This is a genomic window from Dyella japonica DSM 16301, assembly GCF_001010355.1.
Classification (GTDB): domain Bacteria; phylum Pseudomonadota; class Gammaproteobacteria; order Xanthomonadales; family Rhodanobacteraceae; genus Dyella; species Dyella japonica.
Map to the genome: position 1 here is coordinate 1 of NZ_JPLA01000003.1, position 20,608 is coordinate 20,608.

The window sequence follows — 20,608 nt, forward strand, 5'->3', positions numbered from 1 at the left end:
AACCAAAAGAAAGGGCCCCCCGGATGACGCGCCTTCCGGGCCTGCGGCCCTCCAGGTGCGCGGGCGGGTTCCGGGGTTTTTCGACAGGACATCCCTGTCCTGTCGAAAAACTGGCCGCATCCATGCGGCCACCCTTCGGGCTTTCCTCCACCCGCCCGCCGCGTCATACGGGGACCCGGGGATCAAGAGCCACATCAAGGGCCTGGCAACGCCCTGCACCGCTGGGGGCTGTTTCTTGTAGGAGGGCACTTGTGCGCGACCAACCAACGGAGCGGCGCGCCCACGCGCTGCGGTCGCGCACAAGTGCGCTCCTACAAGGGGGCGCGTGCTGTGGGCGCGGATGAAAAATCTCCGGCCGCTCCTTTTTGTGGGAGCGCACCCTGTGCGCGACAAACCTACGGAGCGGTACACCCGGCGTGCCGGTCGCGCACAGGGTGCGCTCCCACAGACAAGCAAGCGTGCCAACGACTGAAGGGCTAACGCCGGTCCCCAGCGAGGCCTTGAGTTGAAACGTGTCTCTATTGCGACGCAGCTGCCGTCGCCGCCGCCGGCGCATGCGCCAACTCATCGGCGGACCAGCCGCCACCCACATCGCCCATCAACGACACCGCATCCAGGAGCCTCTGCTGCTGCACGCTCAGCGCGTCCTGCTTGGTGCTCAACTCCGTCGTCTGCGCCAAGGCAGCGGTCGTGTAATCCACGGTGCCAGCCTGATACTCGTTGAACGCAATCTCCGATCCGCGAGTGGCGTCCTTCACGGCAGCGTCGAGCACTTGCGCTTGTTGGGCGAGGATGCGGATGCCGGAGAGATCGTCTTCCACATTCTGGAAAGCACCCAGCACCGTGCCGCGATAGTTGGCGACAGCGGCTTCGTAATTCGCGCGGGCGGCGGCAACTTCGCCGTGGCGGGCGCCGGCGTCGAAGATCGTCTCGCTGGCGTCAGCGCCCAGCGACCACACATGGTTGGCCACATGCAGCAGACCGGCGAGCGGGGATTGCGAGAATCCGTCGGCTGCTGAAAGCGAGAGCGACGGGTAGTAGGCAGCAATAGCGACGCCGATGGCCGCATTCTGCGCAGCCATCTGGCGCTCGGCCACGGCGATATCAGGGCGGCGCTGCAACAGCGTGGTAGGCACGCCAGCGGGTACCTGGGGCAGAGTGGGCAGGGTGGCGTTGTGCGGAACCTCGAGTTCTTCAGGGTTCTTGCCGACCAGCACGGCGATGGCATGCACGTCTTGCGCACGCGCTACGCCCAACGCGATCAGTTTGGATTGCGCGTTCTCCAGCTGCGTCCGCGCCGTGATGACATCCGAGGGCGCGATGGTGCCGGCCTTGTCCTGATTGGCTACGACGCGCAAGTACTCCTTGTCCGCGTCGACGGTCTGCTGTAGCAAGTCGATGTTGGCGTCGGTGACGCGCAAGTTGATGACCGCCGTGGCGAGTGCGATTTGTTCGGACAAGGTGGCATTGGCGAGGGTTGCCTCGCTCGCCTGCGCAGTGGCCTTGTTCTCCTCCACGGTGCGGCGAACCTTGCCCCACAAGTCCGGCGCCCAGCTCACATTGCCTTCCAGCGAACCGGACGTGCTCACCGGACTCAGGTGCTCAACGCCGCTGCCTGCATTGCCGGCAGACGAGCGCTGCTTGCTTGCGCCACCCGTAATGCCGATGGTCGGGAACAGCGCACTGCGCGCCACCTGCACCTCGGCGACGGCGGCCTGATAGTTCGCATAGCTCTGCGCCACCGTCTGGTTCGACACCGCCACTTGCGGCTCCAGCTCGTCGAGCAGCGGATCGTTGAAGGCCTTCCACCAATCGCCCTTGGGCGCGTCGTCTGCAGGCGCGGCGGAGGTCCAACCGGGCATTTCCTTGTACTGCGTCGGTACGTTGACCTGGGGGCGGTGGTAGTCGGGACCCACCATGCAGCCGCCAAGCAGGGTTGCCAGCGAAACGGCTAGTAGATTGCGGGGAAAGATCTTGTTCATGCGTTTGCGTCCGATCGGTTCCACGGCAGGCTCTCGGACCAACGCGCCAGGCGTGCGCGCAACCGGTCGAGGTACAAGTAGATCACTGGGGTGGTGTACAAGGTGAACACCTGGCTGAAGATCAGGCCGCCCATCACGGTGATGCCCAGCGGCTGGCGCAGCGACGCGCCCTGGCCGATGCCGATGGCCAGCGGCACCGCGCCCAGCACGGCTGCCGCGGTGGTCATCATGATGGGGCGCAGTCGCACCACGGCGGCGTCGTGGATCGCCTTGCGCGGCTCCAGACCCTCGTCGCGCTGCAGATGGATGGCCACGTCGATCATCATGATCGCGTTCTTCTTCACGATGCCGATCAGCAGGATGATGCCGATCATCGCGATCACCGAGAACGGTGTGCCAAAGATCAGCAAGGCCAGCGTCGCGCCGATGCCCGCCGAGGGCAGGGTGGAGAGAATCGTGATCGGATGGACGGTGTTCTCGTAGAGGATGCCCAGCACGATGTAGACCGCCGCGAGCGCCGCGAGTATCAGCAACGGCATGGTGCCCATGGACTGCGCGTACACCTGCGCCGCACCGGCGGTCGCACCATGGATGGAAGCCGGCATGCCCAGCACCTGCGCCGCTTCGCTGATGGCGGCCAGGCCGTCGCTGAGCGAGCCGCCCGGCGGGAGGTTGAACGAGATGGTGCCGGCCACCAGTCCACCCTGATGATTCACTTGGGTGGCCGTGTGATTGCTCACATACGAAGCCAGCGCGGGGAACGGCACCAGCGTTTCCGCCGAGGTGCTGTCGGCACTGCCACTGGAGCTGCCGCCCTTGGCATTGGCGATGGCGTTGGTGAGCTGGTTGGCTTCGGCGTCGCTGTTGCGGGAGTTGGTGCTGGACGTCGTGGTGCTGGTGGTGCTGGCGGTGACGCCGCTCACGATGGATCTGGACATCTGCGTCTGCTGCGTGCCCGACGCATTGCCTGCTGCGGTGCTGAAGCGGATGCGGTTGATCGTCTGCGGGTATTGCCAGTACTTGGGCGCCACTTCCATCACCACGAAGTACTGGTTCAGCTCGTTGTAGATGGTCGATACCGTGCGCTGGCCGAAGGCGTCGTAGAGCACGCTGTCGATCTGGTTGGGCGCGAAGCCGTAGCGCGCCGAGGTGGCGCGGTCGATGTTCACATACAGCTGCAAGCCGTTCTGCTGCAGATCGGAATTCACGTCGGTGATGCGGTCGTGGTACTTGCCCAGCGCCGTCACCAGGCGTGGCACCCAGGTGTACAAGGCCTCCGGATCGTCGCTGGTCAGCGTGTACTGATATTCGGAGGCCGATTGCCGCCCGCCGATACGCAGGTCCTGCGCGGCCTGCAAGAACAGCTTCGCGCCCGACACCGCGTTGAGCTTGGGACGCAGGCGATCCACCACCTGCGCGGCGGAAATCTTGCGCTCGGCCAGCGGCTTCAATTCGATGAACACGTTCGCTGTGTTGAGCGCGCGACCACCGGTGAAGCCGGCCACCGAGGCGACTGCCGGATCCTTCTGCACGATGGCCTGCAATTGCGCGAGCTTCTTCTGCATCGCCTGGAAGGAGATGCTCTGGTCGGCAATGATCTGCCCGTTGAGGATGCCGTTGTCCTGTTCGGGGAAGAACGTCGAGGGCACCAGCCGGATCAGCACCACGTTGAGCACGATCAGGCCGATCAGGGTGAGCATCACCGCGAGCGCGTGATCGAGCACCACGGTGAGCGAGCGCGCATAGGCCTGGCGGAAACGCTCGAACTGGCGCTCGTACCAAACGGCCCAGCGCGCCTTGGAATGCAGGGACTTGCGGCTGATGACGAAGGCGGCCATCGCCGGCGTCACGGTGAGCGAGATCACCAGCGAAAACAGGATGGCGATCGACAGCGTCACCGCGAACTCGTGGAACAGCAGGCCCACGATGCCCGGCATCAGCAGGATCGGCAGGAACACGGCGATCAGCGAGAGGCTCATCGAAATCACCGTGAAACTCACTTCCGCGCTGCCGACCATCGCAGCCTCGCGCACGTCCATGCCGGCTTCGACGTGGCGCACGATGTTCTCCAGCACCACCACCGCATCGTCCACCACGAAGCCGGTGCCGATGGTCAAGGCCATCAGCGAGAGGTTGTCGATGCTGTAGCCCAGCAGGTACATCGGCCCGAACGTGCCGACGATCGACAGCGGCAAGGCCACCGCGGGCACCAGCACGGCGCGCGGCGATTGCAGGAAGATATAGACCACGCCGATCACCAGCAGCACGGCCATGAACAGCGTTCGTTCGGTGTCGTTCACCGCCGCGTTCACCGACTGCGAACGATCCACCGCCACGCCGACGTGGACGTTATGCGGCAGGGTGGCTTCGATCGACGGCAGCGACTTGCGGATCTGCGCCACCGTCTTGACGATATTGCTGCCCGGCAACGGATACACGATCACCAGCACCGCGTCCTGGCCGTTGTAGAGGCCGGCGTTGCGCAGGTTTTCCGCTGAATCGAGCACCTGCGCCACGTCGCGCAGCTGCACCGGCGAGCCATTGCGGTAGGCGACGATGAGGTCGCGATACGGCGCGGCCTTGTTGATCTGATCATTGGACAGCACTTCGAAACGCTGGCCGTTCTGGTCGATATGACCTTTGACGCTGTCAGCATTCGCCGCGCTGATTGCGGCGCGCACATCCTCCAGCCCGATGCCGTAGCTGTTGAGCTGATCCGGTTCCAACTCCACGCGCACCGAGGGCAGCGCGCTGCCACCCAGGGTGATCTGGCCCACGCCATCCACCTGCGAAAGCTGCTGCTGGATTACCGAATCGGCCGAGTCGTATAGCTGCGCGCGGGTCAGGGTCTTGGAAGTGAGCGCGAGCACCATGATGGGCGAGTCGGCGGGGTTGAACTCGCGGTAAGTGGGATTGTTGCGCAGCGTGGTCGGCAGATCGGCGCGGGCCGCCTGGATCGCCGCCTGCACGTCGCGCGCCGCACCGTTGATGTCGCGATTGAGGCCGAACTGGATGACGATCTGCGCCGAGCCGACGGTGCTGGTGGAAGTGAGTTCGGTGACGTCGGCAATCGTGCCCAGGCGGCGTTCCAGCGGCTCGGCCACGGTCGCGGCCATGATGCTGGGACTGGCGCCCGCCATGCTCGCCTGCACCACCACCACCGGGAAGGTGATATTCGGCAGCGGCGCCACCGGCAGGTGGAAATACGCCAGCATGCCCGACAGCAGGATCGCCACGGCCAGCAGCGTGGTCGCCACTGGCCGCTTGATGAAGACGCCAGGGATGTTCACGCGCCTTCCCCAGCCGCCTCTTCAGGCAGGCTCTGGCGGCGGAAACGCTGGGCGAGCCGGTCGAAATACAGATAGATCACCGGCGTGGTGAACAGCGTCAGCAACTGGCTGAGCAGCAGGCCGCCGATGATGGCCAGACCCAGCGGACGACGCAGCTCCGAACCCGTGCCCGAACCCAGCAGCATCGGCAAGGCGCCGAGCATCGCCGCGAGCGTGGTCATCAGGATCGGGCGGAAGCGCAGCAGCGAGGCCTCGAAGATAGCCTCCTCAGCCGGCTTGCCGTGTTCGCGTTCGGCTTCGAGCGCGAAGTCCACGATCATGATCGCGTTCTTCTTCACGATGCCGATCAGCAGCACGATGCCGATGATGCCGATCACGTCCAGGTCGCTGCCGGCGATCATCAGGGCCACCAGCGCCCCGATGCCGGCCGAGGGCAGGGTGGAGAGAATCGTCACCGGATGGATGAAGCTCTCGTACAGCACGCCCAGCACGATATACACGGCGATCAGGGCGGCAATCAGCAGGTAGACCTCGCTGGACAGCGAGTCCTGGAACGCCTGCGCTGCGCCCTGGAAGGTCGAGGTGATCGAGGTCGGCAGATGCACCGCCGCCTCGGCATCGTTCACTTCCTTCACGGCCTTGCTCAGCGAGGCGTCCTTGGCCAGGTTGAACGACACGGTGACGGCCGGGAACTGCGAGAGATGGCTGATCACCAGCGGCGACTTGGTGATCTTGATGGTGGCGATGCCCTTGAGCGGCACCTGGCCGCTGCTGGCCGTCTGGCTGGGCAGATACAGATCGCCCAGCGATTCCACCGTCGGAATGCTCTCCGGCTTGGCCACCAGGATCACGCGGTACTGGCTGGCCTGTTCGAAGATGGTGGAGACGATGCGCTGGCCCAGCGCATCGTAGAGCGCGTTGTCGATGGTGGCGGCCGTGATGCCGTAGCGCGCCGCCAGCTGGCGGTTCACTTCGACATTGACGGCCAGGCCGTCGTTGTTGAGATCGCTGGTGACGTCGGTGATCGACTTGATGGCCTTCAGCCGCGTGATCAACTCGGGCACATATTGCTGGAAGGCCTGCTGGTTCGGCCCGCGCAACACGAACTGGTACTGGTTCGGCGAGATGGTGGTGTCCAGCGTCAGGTCCTGCTCGGGCTGCATGTACAACTTGATGCCCGGGATGCTGGTCACCTCCTGCTGGATGCGACGCGAAATCTCCTCGGCAGTGGACGAACGGTCGTCGCGCGGCTTGAGGTTGATCAGGAAGCGGCCGTTGTTGAGCGTGGTATTGGTGCCGTCGATGCCCACGTACGAGGTGAGGCTGGCCACGTCCTCGTCCTTGAGGATGGCATCGGCCAACTGCTTCTGACGATCGACCATCACGCCATAGGAGACGGAGTTGTCCGCCACGCTGATGCCTTGCAGCACGCCCACGTCCTGCACCGGGAACAGGCCCTTGGGGATGATGATGTAGAGCACGAAGGTGAGCGCGAGCGTGGCCAGGAAGGTCAGCAGCGTCGCCGTCTGATGCGCCATCACGAAGTGCAGGCCGCGCTTGTACGCCGCCAGCGTCTTGTCGAACAAACCCTCGCTGATGCGTTCGAAGCGGCTGGGGTGGCGATCGGCCTGCGCCTTGAGGATGCGCGCGCACAGCATCGGCACCAGGGTCAGCGACACCACCGCCGACAGCACGATGGTCACCGCCAGCGTCACCGCGAATTCGCTGAACAAGCGGCCGATCACGCCGCCCATGAACAGCAGCGGGATCAGCACCGCAATCAGCGACACCGTCAGCGAGAGAATGGTGAAGCCGATCTGGCCGGCGCCTTCGAGCGCAGCCTCCAACGGCGTCTTGCCTTCTTCCAGATAGCGCACGATGTTCTCGATCATCACGATCGAGTCGTCCACCACGAAACCGGTGGCGATGATCAAGGCCATCAGCGACAGGTTGTCGATGGAGTAGTTGAGCTCGTACATCAGCGCCAGCGTGCCGATCAGCGACACCGGCACCGAGATGCTGGGAATGATGGTCGCCGGCAGATTGCGCAGAAACACGAAGATCACCAGCACGACCAGGATCACCGCCAGGACCAGCTCGAACGCCGCGTCGTTGACCGAGGAGCGGATCACCCCGGTGCTGTCGGTGACCACTTCCACCTTCATGCCCGCGGGCAGGGTGGATTCCAGCTGCGGCAGCTGTTTCATGATCTGGTTGACGGTGGCGATCACGTTGGCGCCGGGCTGGCGCTGCACGTTGAGCACGATCGCCTGCGTCTTGTTGAACCACGCGCCTTGTTCGGTGTTCTGCGCGGCCTGCGTGACGCGGGCCACGTCGCGCAGATAGACCGGTGCCGAGTTCTGGTACGAGATGACGGTGTCGAGATAATCCTGCGGATTCTGGATCTGGTCGTTGCCGTTGATCGTGTAGTCGAGATCGGGGCCGTCGAAGTTGCCCTTGGGCTGGCTCACGTTGACGTTGGCGATCAGCGAGCGCAGGTCGTCGATATTGAGGCCGTAGCCGGCCAGTTTCTTGGGATCGGCCTCGATGCGGATGGCCGGCACGTTGCCGCCGGCCGGCGTCACCAGGCCCACGCCCGGCACCTGCGAAATCTTCGCACCCAGGCGGTTGTTCGCCACGTCCTGCAGCTGCGGCAGCGACATGGAGTTGGAGGTGACGGCCAAGGTGAGAATCGGACGATCCGCCGGATTCACCTTGGCATAGGTCGGCGGCGCCGGCAGACCGGACGGCAGCAGGCTGTTGGCCGCGTTGATCGCCTCCTGCACATTCTGCTCGGCCACGTCGAGATTGAGCGACAGGTCGAACTGCAGCGTGATGATCGACGCACCCGCCGAACTATTGGACGTCATCTGCTGCAGGCCGGGGATTTCACCCAGCTGCACTTCCAGTGGCGCCGTCACTGTCGTCGCCATCACCGACGGGCTGGCGCCTGGATAGAACGTCTGCACCTGGATCGTCGGGTAGTCGACGTTGGGCAGGGATGACACCGGCAGGAACTTCATCGCCACGAGGCCCACCATCACGAGGGCAATCATCAGCAGCGAGGTGGCTACCGGCCTGAGGATAAACAGGCGGGAAATATTCATTGGATCTTGCGCCTGCGACTCACGACGATGCGCTGGCGGCGTGCGAGCGCTTGCCAGTGTGCGTCGCGGCAGGCGTGCCTGCGCTGCTGGCGCCGGCCGGATGCGGCTGCGCGATGCGGATCTTCGCGCCGTCGCTCAGGCGGTCCATGCCGTCGGTCACCACCTGCTGGCCGGCGGCAAGACCGGCCAGGATGGCAGTGGACTTGCCGTCGCTGGGGCCGGGCGTCACCTTGTGCACCGACACCGTCTGGTCCGCATTGACCAAGTACACGTAATCGCCTGGCGCACCGCTCTGCACCGCCGAGGTGGGCACCAGCACGGCCTTCTGCAGCGTGTCCACCAGCATCTGCACATTGACGAATTCGTTCGGGAACAGCGCTTCGTCGTCGTTGGCGAAGGTGGCGCGCAGCGTGACCGTGCCGGTGCTGGTGGCCATCTGGTTGCTCAGTGCGTACAGCGTGCCGCTGGCGACCTGCTTGCTGTTGTCGCTGCTATAGGCGGTGACCGGCAGCTTGGCGCCGCCGTTCACGCGTTGCAGCACCTTGCCCAGCGAATTCTGCGGCACGGTGAACTGCACCGTGGTCGGCTTCATCTGCGTGATGGTGACGATGCCCGGCGAGGTGGACTGCGTGACGTAGTTGCCCGGGTCGACCAGGCGCAGGCCGACGCGGCCGGCCACCGGCGCGGTGATATGGCAATAGGCGATGTCCAGCTCATCCTGCGCGATGGCGGCCTTGTCCGCCTTCACCGCCGCTTCGTTCTGCGCCACCGTGAATTTCTGATCGGCGTAGGTCTGCTCGGCGATCGACTTCTGCTCATGCAGCTGGGTGAAGCGGACCAGGTCGGCGCGTGCCTGATCGAGCGTGGCCTGATCCTTGGCCAGTTGCGCTTCGGCTTGCTGCTTGTTGATCTCGTACTGGCGCTGGTCGATCTGCGCGAGGAACTGGCCCTTCTCGACATCCTGGCCTTCCTGGTAGCCGACGCCGGTCAGGTAACCGCTCAGTTGCGGCAGCACATTGACCGTCGCCACCGGCGTGACCGTGCCCAGCGCGGTGAGCACTTCGGGCATATCGCCGAGCGTGGCGGTGGCGGCACTCACCACTTGGGCTGGCTGACCCGTTTTGGCTTTTTGCCCGGTGAGGATGTGGACCACGATCAGCACCAGCAGCAGCGCGATGATCACGGCCGCGATCAGTACGCCACGCTTCCTACGAGGGTGCCCGGATGTTTGGGCCGTGTCGGCGCTCATCGACCATCTCCCAGCAACTCAAGTATGCAATTCACAAGACCAACCATTCGTATCGTTGTTCGCGAGCACGATGCGGCGACGAAGTTTCGCCGTGACGTCGTGTTGACTGACTTCTAACGATCCGTGGTCCATGTGGTTGACCCGGGCAGGGGCGTGCGCGGCCATGGCCGTGCCCAGCAGCGCGTGGGCACTGGGCTGTCATGCACTGGAAAAAGTGATGGCACAAGCATTGTCACGGACAGGTGATGCCTCGCGACAGGATGCACGTCCGTGCTTGCTTGATTAAGAAATATTCATCTAGGGCCGATCAAACCATGCGCGCGCGCTTCCACCAGTTCGTGACCTTTTCCTCGCGCACCAGCGTGAAGAGTCCCGAACCGAGAATGAGCGCGATGCCGATCAGCATGGGCCAATCCAGGTGATCGCCGAACAGCCAGTAGCCGAAGAAGATCGCCCACAGCATCTGGCTGTACTGGGTCGGCGCAATGCGATTGGCGGGTGCGTGATGCGTGGCGAGCATCAACAGCACACCGGCAAGTCCGGCGAGCAAACCGTAGCCCGCCAACAGCCACCACTGATGCAGATTCGGCCAGATGAAACTGGGCAGCATCAACACGCCGCCGCTCACCAGTGGACCCATCACACCGGCACCGTAAAGACTGATGCGCTTTTCATGGGGGCCGGCCATGCGCAACGCCACCACGGACACCGCGCCGGAAAGGCCGCAGGACATCGCCGCCAGATGTCCCACGCCCAATGCGCGGAAGCCCGGTCGCAACACCACCAGCACGCCGAGGAAGCCCACGATCACCGCCGACCAGCGTCGCCAGCCCACGTGTTCCTTCAGGAAGATCACCGACAGCAGGGTCACGAAGATCGGCAGCAGAAAGATCAGCGCGAACGCTTCGGCCATCGGCAAGGCGGTGAAGGCGATCACCGCCGAAATGTTGCAGATCGCGCCGGTGATCGCGCGGATCCACCACAGGTGTGGCTTGCGTGCGGTGAACACATCAAGATAGCGATCGCCGGGATGGCGGATGAAGGGCAGGGCGCTGAGCATCAGCACCGCGCCGAAGAACACTGCCTCATAGGCTGGCAACGTGCCATGCAGCGACTTCACGAACGCATCGCTGATCGCGTAGGCGGCGTAGCAGGCAAAGCCGAGTAACACACCTTTGAACATGGACGATCCGGCGGGGGACGGAATGCCGGCCGTCGTGCCCGATCAGGCGGGACCCGGCAGGCCGCGGGCGGTGCTGCGAGATCCGGGGCCAGTCGGCAGGGGTGACGGCGCTGGCGTCCCAGCCGGGGCTGGGACGCGGAGTATGCATGGTCCCACAGCCCGTCCCGCACGCCTACCCCGGGCCTGCTGCACCCCGCCATGATTCATCCCCTGGGCCGGGCTAGAATGGGGGATTGTCCCCAACGTCACGGAACTTCAAGCATGCCCGCTCGCCTGAATCCCCTCGATCTCTATGACGTCCGCTCCCTGCTTTCCGATGAGGAGCGCATGGTGCAGGACACCGTCGGCCGTTTCGTCGACGAGCGCGTCTTGCCGATCATCGGGGACTGCTTTGACCAGGGCCGTTTCCCCAAGGAACTGGTGCCTGAAATCGCCAGCCTGGGCCTGCTCGGCGCCACGCTGCCGGAGAAGTACGGCTGCGCCGGCATGAACGGCGTCAGCTACGGCCTGATCTGCCAGGAGCTGGAGCGCGGCGATTCGGGACTGCGCAGCTTCGCCTCCGTGCAGAGCTCGCTGTGCATGTACCCGATCTACGCGTACGGCACCGAAGAACAGAAAATGCATTACCTGCCGAAGATGGCGGCGGGCGAAATCATCGGCTGCTTCGGCCTGACCGAACCGCACGGCGGCTCGGACCCGGCCAACATGAAGACCAACGCCAAAAAGGACGGCGGCGACTGGGTCATCAACGGCGCCAAGATGTGGATCACCAACGGCAATGTTGCGCACATCGCCATCGTGTGGGCGCAGACCGAGGACGGCATCCAGGGCTTCATCGTGCCGACCGACAGCAAGGGTTTCACCGCTCAGGAAGTGCACAAGAAGATGAGCCTGCGCGCCTCGGTGACCTCGGGCCTGTTCTTCGACAACGTGCGTGTGCCCGAGGCCAACCGCCTGCCGAACGTAAAGGGCCTGAAGGGTCCGCTGGGCTGCCTCACGCAGGCACGCTACGGCATCACCTGGGGTCCGATCGGCGCGGCGCAGGCCTGCCTGCAGGAAGTGCTCAACTACACCCAGGACCGCATCCTGTTCGGCCGTCCGCTGGCTTCCAACCAGGCGATCCAGATCAAGCTGGCCGAGATGGCCCGTCGCATCACCATGGCGCAGCTGCTGTCGCTGCAGCTCGGCCGCCTCAAGGACGCCGGCAACATGCAGCCGACCCAGGTGTCGATGGCCAAGTGGAACAACTGCCGCATGGCCATCGATATCGCGCGCGAATGCCGCGACATCCTCGGCGGCGCCGGCATCACCACCGAACACGTGGCCATTCGTCACGCGCTGAACCTGGAATCGGTGATCACCTATGAAGGCACCGAGACGGTGCATCAGCTGGTGGTGGGGCGTGAGTTGACGGGGATTAATGCGTTCTGAGGATTGGGCACGCCCACACGCCCCTGCTCGTCATTCCGGCGAAAGCCGGAATCCAGCGACTTTGGTTCGGCCTTCAGGCGCTGGATCCCGGCTTTCGCCGGGATGACGGTGATGAGTCATTAGACGTGACGCGAGATATCGCCAACCCATGAGCTGGCAAACCATCCGCATCGAAACCGAACGCCTCGTCCTGCGTCCGCCGCAGGCCGAGGACTTTGATCGCTGGGCGGCCAACATGGCCGACCCCGAGTCGGCCCGCTTCATCGGCGGGCAGCAACCGCGCGCCGTGGCCTGGCGCGGTTTCCTCACCATGGTCGGTTCATGGGCCATCCAGGGCTTCGGCATGTTCTCGGTGATCGAGAAGGACACCGGGCACTGGATCGGTCGCATGGGTCCATGGTTCCCCGAAGGCTGGCCGGGCCGTGAAGTCGGCTGGGGGCTCGCGCGCCATGCATGGGGCAAGGGTTTGGCGATGGAAGGCGCCATTGCCTGCATGGATTTCGCCTTCGACCAGCTCGGCTGGGACGACGTGATCCACAATATCGATCCAGCCAATGCGCCGTCGCAGGCGCTGGCGGCAAGGCTTGGCTCGCGTTTGCGTGGCCCCGGCCGTTTGCCCGAGCCCTTCCAGGACGCCCCGGTCGAGATCTGGGGGCAGACGCGCGACGAATGGCGTCGACGCGCATGAGTCATGTCACGCCCGCGCTGTACGCCACGCTGGCCGAGATCGTGCCGGAGCTGCATGTGCATTGTGCGCAGCCGTGGTGCGTGATCGGTAGCGCTGCGGCTTTGCTCGCCGGCGCGGACGTCAGCGTGGCCGATGTGGACCTGCTGGTATCGCGTGACGATGCCGACACGTTGATGGCGCTCTGGGCCGACCGTCGCGAGCCGGTCTACGAACCGGCCAACGCCGAACGTTTCCGCTCGCATTTCGCACGCTTTCGTTTTCCCGGTACGCCCGTCGAGGTGATGGGCGGGCTGGAGCTCAATCAAGGCGATGGCTGGAAATTGGTGGAAGCTGGACGACTCACCCTGGTAGGCCTCAACGGCCTTGCCGTGCCGGTGCCGTCGCTCGAAGATCAGATCCGCATACTTGAAAGTTTCGGACGTGAGAAGGACGCACAGCGTGCGAAAACCCTGCGCGCTCTAGCCTCCTCTCCCCTCCGGGGAGAGGACTGAGGTGAGGGGCGGGTGCTCGCGATGACGCAGCTACGAAGCATGCTTCGAATCAGCCATGCCGCGACCGTGGCCCCTCACCCCAGCCCTCTCCCCGCAGGGGAGAGGGAGCAACAGCGCGCCTCTTTGCTTTGCTTGACCATCCATATTTCAGCCGTCCAAACGGCCACTCGTTGACGAGACCTCAAGCCATCATGACCGCCATCCCCTACACCCTCACGGCCCGCCATAAAGGCTTCAACCGCGCCGAGATCGTCGACCAGAACTTCATCGAGTTCGTGCAGCTCTGGCAGGGCGACGTGCAGGCGCCGCTGGGCGGCCACTCGCCGGTTTTGCCGGGCAGCGCACTCAATGGCCAGGGTTTTCGCGAGCTGCTCGAATCGCAGCTGATCAGCCGCCATCTCGACCTGATGGCGCGCGTGCTGCGTGTGCAGAACAAGGTGTTCTACACCATCGGCTCCAGTGGTCACGAAGGCAACGCGATGGTGGCGCGCCTCACGCGCCATACCGACCCGGCCTTCCTGCATTACCGTTCCGGCGGCTTCATGGCCGAGCGTTTCCGCAAGCTGCCGGGCATGGATCCGGTGATGGATTCGGCGCTGTCGTTTGCCGCCAGCATGGAAGATCCCGCTTCCGGCGGCCGCCACAAGGTGTGGGGCAGCAAGCCGTTGTGGGTGCTGCCGCAGACCTCCACCATCGCCTCGCACCTGCCCAAGGCGCTCGGCACTGCGGTGGCCATCGAGCAGGCGCGACGCATCGGCCACAAGCTGCCGATTCCCGAAGACAGCATCGCGATCTGCTCGTTCGGCGATGCCTCGTCCAACCACGCCACCGCACAGACTGCGTTCAACGCGGCGGCATGGACGGCCTACCAGAAGCTGCCGGCGCCCGTGCTCTACGTGTGCGAAGACAACGGCATCGGCATCTCGGTGAAGACGCCCAACGGTTGGGTGGCGAACAACTTCCGCCATCGCGCCGATCTCGATTATTTCTACGCCGACGGCCTGGACCTGGCCGAAGGCTATGCACAGGTGCAGGAAGCGGTGGAACACTGCCGCACCACGCGCCGCCCGACCTTCCTGCATCTGCGCACGACGCGCGTGATGGGGCATGCCGGCACCGATTTCGAGATCGAGTGGCGCAGCGTGGAAGAACTGTTTGCCGTCGAAGCCTCTGATCCGCTGCTGCGTTCGGCGGAGATCGCGTTGTCGTCGGGCCTGTACACCAAGGAGTCGCTGCTCGCGCTGTACGAGGCTACGCGCAAGCGTTGCTTCGAGGCGGCCGAGGATGCCGATCGTCGCCCGCGCCTGAGCACGCTGGAGCAGGTGATGAAGCCGCTCGCGCCGTACACGCCGGCAGCAGTGAAGGCCGAAGCGGAGCGCACCGACTATCGGGATCGCCGCCTCGCCGCCTTCGGCAGCGAAGACAAGCTGCCAGAAAACCAGCCGCCGCGTCATCTGGCGATCCAGATCGGCCAGGCGTTGCACGACATCATGGCCAAGTATCCCGAGTCGCTGCTGTTCGGCGAAGACGTGGCGCAGAAGGGCGGCGTCTACACCGTCACCAAGGGCTTGAACAAAACCTTCAAGGGCAGCCGCGTGTTCAACACGCTGCTGGACGAGACCATCATCCTTGGCCTGGCGCAGGGCTATGCCAACATGGGCATGCTGCCGCTGCCGGAAATCCAGTACCTGGCGTACTTCCACAACGCCTGCGACCAGATCCGCGGCGAAGCGGCCTCGCTGCAATTTTTCTCCAACGACCAGTTCCGCAACGCGATGGTGATGCGCGTGGCCAGCCTGGGTTACCAGAAGGGCTTTGGCGGCCACTTCCACAACGACAACTCGATTGCCGCGCTGCGCGATATCCCCGGCCTGGTGGTCGGCTGCCCCAGCCGTGGCGACGATGCCGCAACCATGCTGCGCACGATGACGGCGCTGGCCAAGGTCGATGGCCGCGTATGCGCCTTCCTCGAGCCGATCGCGTTGTACATGACCAAGGATCTGTACGAGGCAGGCGATGGCCAGTGGCAGTTCGGCTATCCCGCGCCGGGCGAGGCCATGACGCTGGGCGAAGGCCGCGTCTACGGCCAGGACGCCAACGACCTGGTGGTGTTCACCTTCGGCAACGGCGTGACGATGGCCTTGCGCGCCGCCCGCACGATCGAGGCGGAGCTGGGCTGGAAGGTACGCGTGGTGGACCTGCGCTGGCTGGCGCCTCTCAACGACGCCTTCATCGCGGCGCAGGCAAAGTCCGCCAAACGCATCATCGTGCTGGACGAAGGTCGCAAGAGTGCTGGCGTGGGCGAGGGCATCATCACTGCCATCGTCGAAGGCGGCTGCGGGGCTACGCCGCTGGAGCGCGTCGTAGGTGCCGACACCTACACGCCACTGGCCGGCGCGGCCTTGCTGGTTTTGCCCGGCGATGCTGATGTAGTCGCCGCGGCCCGCAAGCTGGCCTGACCGGTGTCATGGTGGCGCCGGGCGGCCGGCGCCACGTCGTCTCCATCGCGACGGGCATGAGTGCATGGCCACGCGAGGAGGCTGTCATGGATTACCGCTACGTAGCGATGCTGGGTCTGCTGGTTGCCTGCGCCGCCTGTTCGCAGCAACCGGAAGGCAAGACCGCCGCCGGCGCACCGCCGGCCCCGCTCAGCACATCGGCGCCCGCGCTTGCCACCAGTGCGGGCACAGCCAGCGGCCTGACCTATCTTTACGACCTGATGCAGCGCCCGGATTTCTCCACGGCATTCGCTGCGCTATACGGCGGCGATCAATTGCCGGCCTGGGCCAGCCAGGGCGGCGTCGCGACGCCGGCGCAACAGGTCAGCGTGAACGGTCGCACGCAGTTGCTCGCCACCGCCTGCAAGCCGCATGACTGTCCGTCCGAACGCATTCTGATTCTCTACGATGAAAACACGCATGCCATGTCCGGGCTGTTCGCGCGGCGCAAGGCCAATGCCTTGAACGATGCGGACAGCAATGATCCGGCCAACGACGATTTGCTGTGGCTGGGGTCGCCCGATGAGGCGTCGAAGGCGTTGTTGCGGCGGAAGCTGTATTCGCCGAATTGAGCGCGGCCTTCGCAATATCCTGTGGGAGCGCACCCTGTGCGCGACTGGTTTTCGCGAAGACCTCGATGCCTTAGGTAGAACTGAGGCCGTCGCGCACAGGGTGCGCTCCCACAAGGGCATGGTGCCGGTTATGTCCTCGCACCTCGCAGCCGCCACCACTCCGCACCCCCAATACACACCACCAGCCACGCCATCCCGCTGATATATCCGGCCATCACATCGCTGAAGTAATGCACCTGCAGCACGATGCGGCTGAGGCCGATCACGCTGATCATCGCCACCGCGCCGGCCACCACCCAGCGATGCCAGCGGTGCGGCAGCAGGCGCAACAGCACATAGGCAAGCATGCCGTAGAACACCATCGCGCCGAACGCGTGGCCGCTGGGAAAGCTCCAGCCGTGTTCCACCAGGTAGCCATGGTTGTGCAGCGGACGCGGTCGCTCAAACCATGCCTTCAGGCCGCTGTTGATCGGCACCACGCCGGCCATGGCGAGCGTCCAGCAGGCGGCAAGCCGCAGCTGGCGCTTGAACAGCAGCGCAGCAAGGATCATCGCGGTGATCGCCGCCACCGAGCCGAGATCGCCCAGGTGCGACACGGCCGCCACCAAGCGCAGCGCGCCGGGCTGCACGGAACTGCGCAGGTCTTCGGCCAGTGTTTCGTCGAATGCCGGCAGCCAGCGTGTGGCCTCTTCCTTGAGCGCGATGGCGATGGCCGCAAACAGCAGGCACATCGTCACCAGCAGCAGGAACGCCGTGAGGCCGCGCAGCGCCACCGGCTCGCCGCCGGCGGCCAGCGTCTTCACGCCGTGCCGGCGATTCCATTGCCATGCAAGATCGCCTGCCAGCAAGGCGGCCACCAGCAGCGCCGCCCACAGGGGCAGGGCGTGTGTGGCGATCCATTCAACCCAGTCGTTCATGCGCAGTCCTCGATGCAACGTCCCATGATCCGGGCTGCAGCAGTCCGCGTCGAGATGGTCGCCAGCATGACTTTCAGTGCTGGATCAGCAAGCCCTAGCCGCGATAGTGTTGCGCTTTGCTGTGGCGGAGCTGCCGAATGTTCTTGCGTACGTTTTCCCCGCGACTGGCGGGTTGCATGGCGTTGCTGGCGCTGGCTGCGCCGGTGTGGGCGCAGACGACTTCGGCCAGCGCGCCGACTGCCGCCATCGCCACCAGCGCACAGCCGGCCTTGCCGGCCCAGCTGCAGGATTTCACTGCTTACGTGGACGGCGTGCGCAAGCAGTTCGACGTGCCGGGCATCGCGGTGGCCATCGTCAAGGATGGCCAGATCGTGCTGGAGCAGGGTTACGGCTTGCGCGAAGTGGGCAAGCCCGAACCGGTCGATGCGCGCACGCGTTTCGCCATCGCCTCCAACACCAAGGCGTTCACCGCTGCAGCGCTGCAGATGCTGGCCGAACAGGGCAAGCTCAGCATGGATGATCGCGTGATCGATCATCTGCCGTGGTTCCAGATGTCCGATCCGTATGTGACACGCGAGATGCGCATCCGCGATTTGCTGGCGCACCGCAGCGGCCTGGGCCTGGGTGCGGGCGACCTGCTGTACTGGCCGCCCACATCGTATTCGACCAAGGAAGTCGTGCAGCGCCTGCGCCATGTGCCGCTGGCCACCAGCTTCCGCAGCGCCTATGCCTACGACAACATCCTGTTTGCCGTGGCCACCCTGGTGATCGAGCAGGTGTCAGGCCAGAGCTATGCCGACTTCATCAGCCAGCGCATCTTCGCGCCGGTGGGCATGGACGAATCGCTGGTCGACATGACCCAGCTCAAGAGCGGCATGGACGTGGCCATGGGCCACGCCAAGTTCAACTTCACCGAACTCAAGCCGGTGCCGCCGATGGCCTGGTCGAACAACTCGGGCGCGGGCGGCATTTACGCCAGCGTGCACGACATGGCCAAGTGGATGAACGTGCAACTGGCCGGCGGCAAGCTGCCGGACGGCAAGGCGCTGTTCTCCGAAGACAGCCAGAAGCAGATGTGGTCGATGCTCACGCCGATGAAGATTTCCGAGCCGCCGGTGCCGGAACTCAAAGCCATGCGACCGAACTTCTCCGGCTATGGCGAAGGCTGGTTCCTCTCCGATTACCAGGGCCAACGCCTGGTGTGGCACACCGGTGGCTGGCCGGGCATGGTGTCGCGCGTGACCCTGGTGCCGGAACTTCACCTGGGCGTGGTGGTGCTTACCAACCAGGAATCGGGTGCGGCCTTCAACGCGGTGACGTATCGCGTGCTCGATGCTTACCTGGGCAAGGACAAGAAGGATTGGACTGCAGCGTACGCCGCCGCGGTGAAGAAGTCCGAAGGCAATGCCGACGAGAGCTGGAGCAAGCATGAAGCCGCGCGCGCCAAGAGCGGCAAGCCCACCTTGCCGTTGGCCAGCTATGCGGGGACTTTCCACGATCCGTGGTACGGCGATATCGAGGTGAGCCAGCAGAGCGGCAAGTTGCGCATGCGTTTCTCCAAGACCGCGCAACTGGTGGGCACCATGACGCCGTGGCAGCACGACACCTTCATGGTGCGCTGGGATGATCGCGCGCTCAATGCCGATGCCTTCGTGAGCTATGCGCTGGATGCCGACGGCAAGATCCGCGAGGTGCGCATGGAGCCGGTATCACCGCTGACCGATTTCAGTTTTGACTTCCAGGATCTGCGCCTGTCGCCGGCCAAGACGGCCAAGACCTCCGTCACGCCCTGACCAATAGCAGGGGCGATGCGTGCGGGGCGCTGCCTATAGTGGCGGCGTCCCCACGGTGGAGTGCTGGTTGCATGAAACGGTACGTTGCAGGTCTGCTGGTTTTTTCGATGGCAGGGATCGCGTTCGCCGCACCGGCAACGTGCGATTACGGCGTATATGGAGAGTCCGGCAAGTCGTTGGTAGTGATCTCCAATCCGACAGCCGGCGGCGCAAGTGCTCCGGAACGCTATACGTTCCTCGATGGCCATCGCGGCGACGTCAACGGCAACGATGCGCCGGTACGCTGCGAACAAGGCGTGGTGAGTGTGCGTCAGCCCGACGGACGTTACCTCGCGCAGGCGAAAGTGGCCTTGCGCGAAACGCCGACGCGCTTCACCAGCCACGGCACCGAACTGGCAGGTGTGTTGATCGAGCCCGCGCAGTTCAACGGCAAGCCGCCGCTGGTGGTCTTTGTGCACGGTTCGGAGAAGACGCCCGGCATCGGCGGCTATTACCCCTTGGTGTTCGCCGCCGAAGGCCTGGCCGTGTTTGCGTACGACAAACGCGGCACCGGTGCTTCCGGCGGCGATTACACGCAGAACTTCGAATTGCTCGCCGACGATGCCGCCGCCGCGCTCGATCAGGCGCGCAAGCTGGCGGCGGGCCGCTATTCGCGTGCCGGTTTCTTCGGCGGCAGCCAGGGTGGCTGGGTGGCGCCGCGCGCGGCGGCCTTGGCGCATGCCGATTATGTGGCCGTGGGTTTCGGCCTGGTGATGACGCCGCTGGAGGAAGACCAGCAGCAAGTCGTGCTGGAGATGCGCGAGAAGGGCTATGACGCTGCCGCCCTCGCCAAGGCGCGCGAGGTCACCGACGCCACCGGCGCGCTGATGGCCTCGCACTTCACAGCCGGCTACGACCAGCTGGCCGCCGTGAAGCGCAAGTTCGCCAACGAAGCCTGGCTGCACACTATCGAAGGCGAGTTCACCGGCGAGCTGCTGGCCGAGCCGGAAGCCGACCTGCGCCGCACCGGCGCGCCGCGCCACGACAATCTCAATCTCCTGTGGAACTACGACGCAACCGCCGCCATCCGCTCGCTGAGCGTGCCGCAACTATGGGTGCTCGCTGGCGACGACCGCGAAGCCCCGGGCAGCGTCACGCGCGAACGACTGGCTGCGCTCAAACACGAAGGCAAGCCGATCGACCTCTATGTGTTCCCGCACACCGATCACGGCATGTACGAATTCGTGCAGAACCCGGACGGCAGCCGTCGGGTCACGCGCATCACTGATGGCTATTTCCGCCTGCTGGCGGACTGGATCAGGCAGCAGGACACGCTGCCTTATGGCACCGGTGAGCGCATCCCCTGACGCCTCGCTGCCGTGAGCCAAGGTGATGGACTTTGTCGGCGATTCCGTTGAAGGTTCGTTT

The 20,608-nt window shown here is 64.7% G+C and carries 13 protein-coding genes; 7 read left to right on the forward strand and 6 right to left on the reverse strand.

The genetic code is table 11. The features are described 5' to 3' along the window. Positions 1-518 precede the first annotated feature (518 nt). The 5 genes from Y882_RS01210 to Y882_RS01230 all read right to left on the reverse strand — a co-directional run bounded on the left by Y882_RS01210 (position 519) and on the right by Y882_RS01230 (position 10,811). Complete coding sequence (locus Y882_RS01210) at positions 519-1,982, reverse strand: efflux transporter outer membrane subunit (RefSeq protein WP_046970053.1); 1,464 nt, start codon at positions 1,980-1,982, stop codon at positions 519-521. Then, positions 1,979-5,272: an efflux RND transporter permease subunit gene (locus Y882_RS01215; RefSeq protein WP_046970054.1), complete on the reverse strand. Its 3,294-nt coding sequence runs from the start codon at positions 5,270-5,272 to the stop codon at positions 1,979-1,981. Before Y882_RS01215 ends, Y882_RS01210 begins: the two co-directional genes overlap by 4 nt. Then, positions 5,269-8,379, reverse strand: coding sequence for an efflux RND transporter permease subunit (locus Y882_RS01220; RefSeq protein WP_046970055.1), 3,111 nt, complete (start codon positions 8,377-8,379; stop codon positions 5,269-5,271). The genes Y882_RS01215 and Y882_RS01220 overlap by 4 nt, the downstream gene beginning before the upstream one ends. Before the next feature lie 19 nt (positions 8,380-8,398). Beyond that, positions 8,399-9,628 carry an efflux RND transporter periplasmic adaptor subunit gene (locus tag Y882_RS01225; RefSeq protein WP_046970056.1) on the reverse strand — a complete coding sequence of 410 codons (1,230 nt, stop codon included), beginning with the start codon at positions 9,626-9,628 and terminating at the stop codon, positions 8,399-8,401. Positions 9,629-9,935: 307 nt separating this feature from the next. Continuing rightward, positions 9,936-10,811 carry a DMT family transporter gene (locus Y882_RS01230; RefSeq protein ID WP_046970057.1) on the reverse strand — a complete coding sequence of 292 codons (876 nt, stop codon included), beginning with the start codon at positions 10,809-10,811 and terminating at the stop codon, positions 9,936-9,938. Positions 10,812-11,072: 261 nt separating this feature from the next. Between Y882_RS01230 and Y882_RS01235 the strand changes: the two genes are divergently transcribed. From Y882_RS01235 to Y882_RS18690, 5 genes are all read left to right on the forward strand, one after another. Next, positions 11,073-12,242 carry an acyl-CoA dehydrogenase family protein gene (locus Y882_RS01235; protein ID WP_046970058.1) on the forward strand — a complete coding sequence of 390 codons (1,170 nt, stop codon included), beginning with the start codon at positions 11,073-11,075 and terminating at the stop codon, positions 12,240-12,242. Between the two features lie 148 nt (positions 12,243-12,390). Further along, positions 12,391-12,930, forward strand: coding sequence for a GNAT family N-acetyltransferase (locus tag Y882_RS01240; RefSeq protein WP_046970059.1), 540 nt, complete (start codon positions 12,391-12,393; stop codon positions 12,928-12,930). Then, the gene (locus tag Y882_RS01245) at positions 12,927-13,421 is read left to right on the forward strand and encodes a nucleotidyltransferase family protein (protein WP_244466148.1); all 495 of its coding nucleotides are present in this window, start codon (positions 12,927-12,929) and stop codon (positions 13,419-13,421) included. The genes Y882_RS01240 and Y882_RS01245 overlap by 4 nt, the downstream gene beginning before the upstream one ends. 191 nt (positions 13,422-13,612) lie before the next feature. Beyond that, positions 13,613-15,880: a thiamine pyrophosphate-dependent enzyme gene (locus Y882_RS01250; protein ID WP_046970061.1), complete on the forward strand. Its 2,268-nt coding sequence runs from the start codon at positions 13,613-13,615 to the stop codon at positions 15,878-15,880. Positions 15,881-15,966: 86 nt separating this feature from the next. Continuing rightward, positions 15,967-16,491 carry an Ivy family c-type lysozyme inhibitor gene (locus Y882_RS18690; RefSeq protein WP_052949569.1) on the forward strand — a complete coding sequence of 175 codons (525 nt, stop codon included), beginning with the start codon at positions 15,967-15,969 and terminating at the stop codon, positions 16,489-16,491. 128 nt (positions 16,492-16,619) lie between these two features. On the opposite strand, the gene Y882_RS01260 is transcribed toward Y882_RS18690, so the two are convergent. Beyond that, on the reverse strand, positions 16,620-17,408 hold the full coding sequence (locus tag Y882_RS01260; protein WP_046970062.1) for a phosphatase PAP2 family protein: 789 nt from the start codon (positions 17,406-17,408) through the stop codon (positions 16,620-16,622). A 137-nt stretch (positions 17,409-17,545) separates the two neighbouring features. Between Y882_RS01260 and Y882_RS01265 the strand changes: the two genes are divergently transcribed. Beyond that, complete coding sequence (locus tag Y882_RS01265; RefSeq protein ID WP_156171296.1) at positions 17,546-19,201, forward strand: serine hydrolase; 1,656 nt, start codon at positions 17,546-17,548, stop codon at positions 19,199-19,201. Between the two features lie 71 nt (positions 19,202-19,272). Beyond that, a complete protein-coding gene (locus Y882_RS01270) occupies positions 19,273-20,547 on the forward strand; it encodes an alpha/beta hydrolase family protein (protein WP_052949571.1) in 1,275 nt (424 codons plus the stop codon). Positions 20,548-20,608 lie beyond the last annotated feature (61 nt).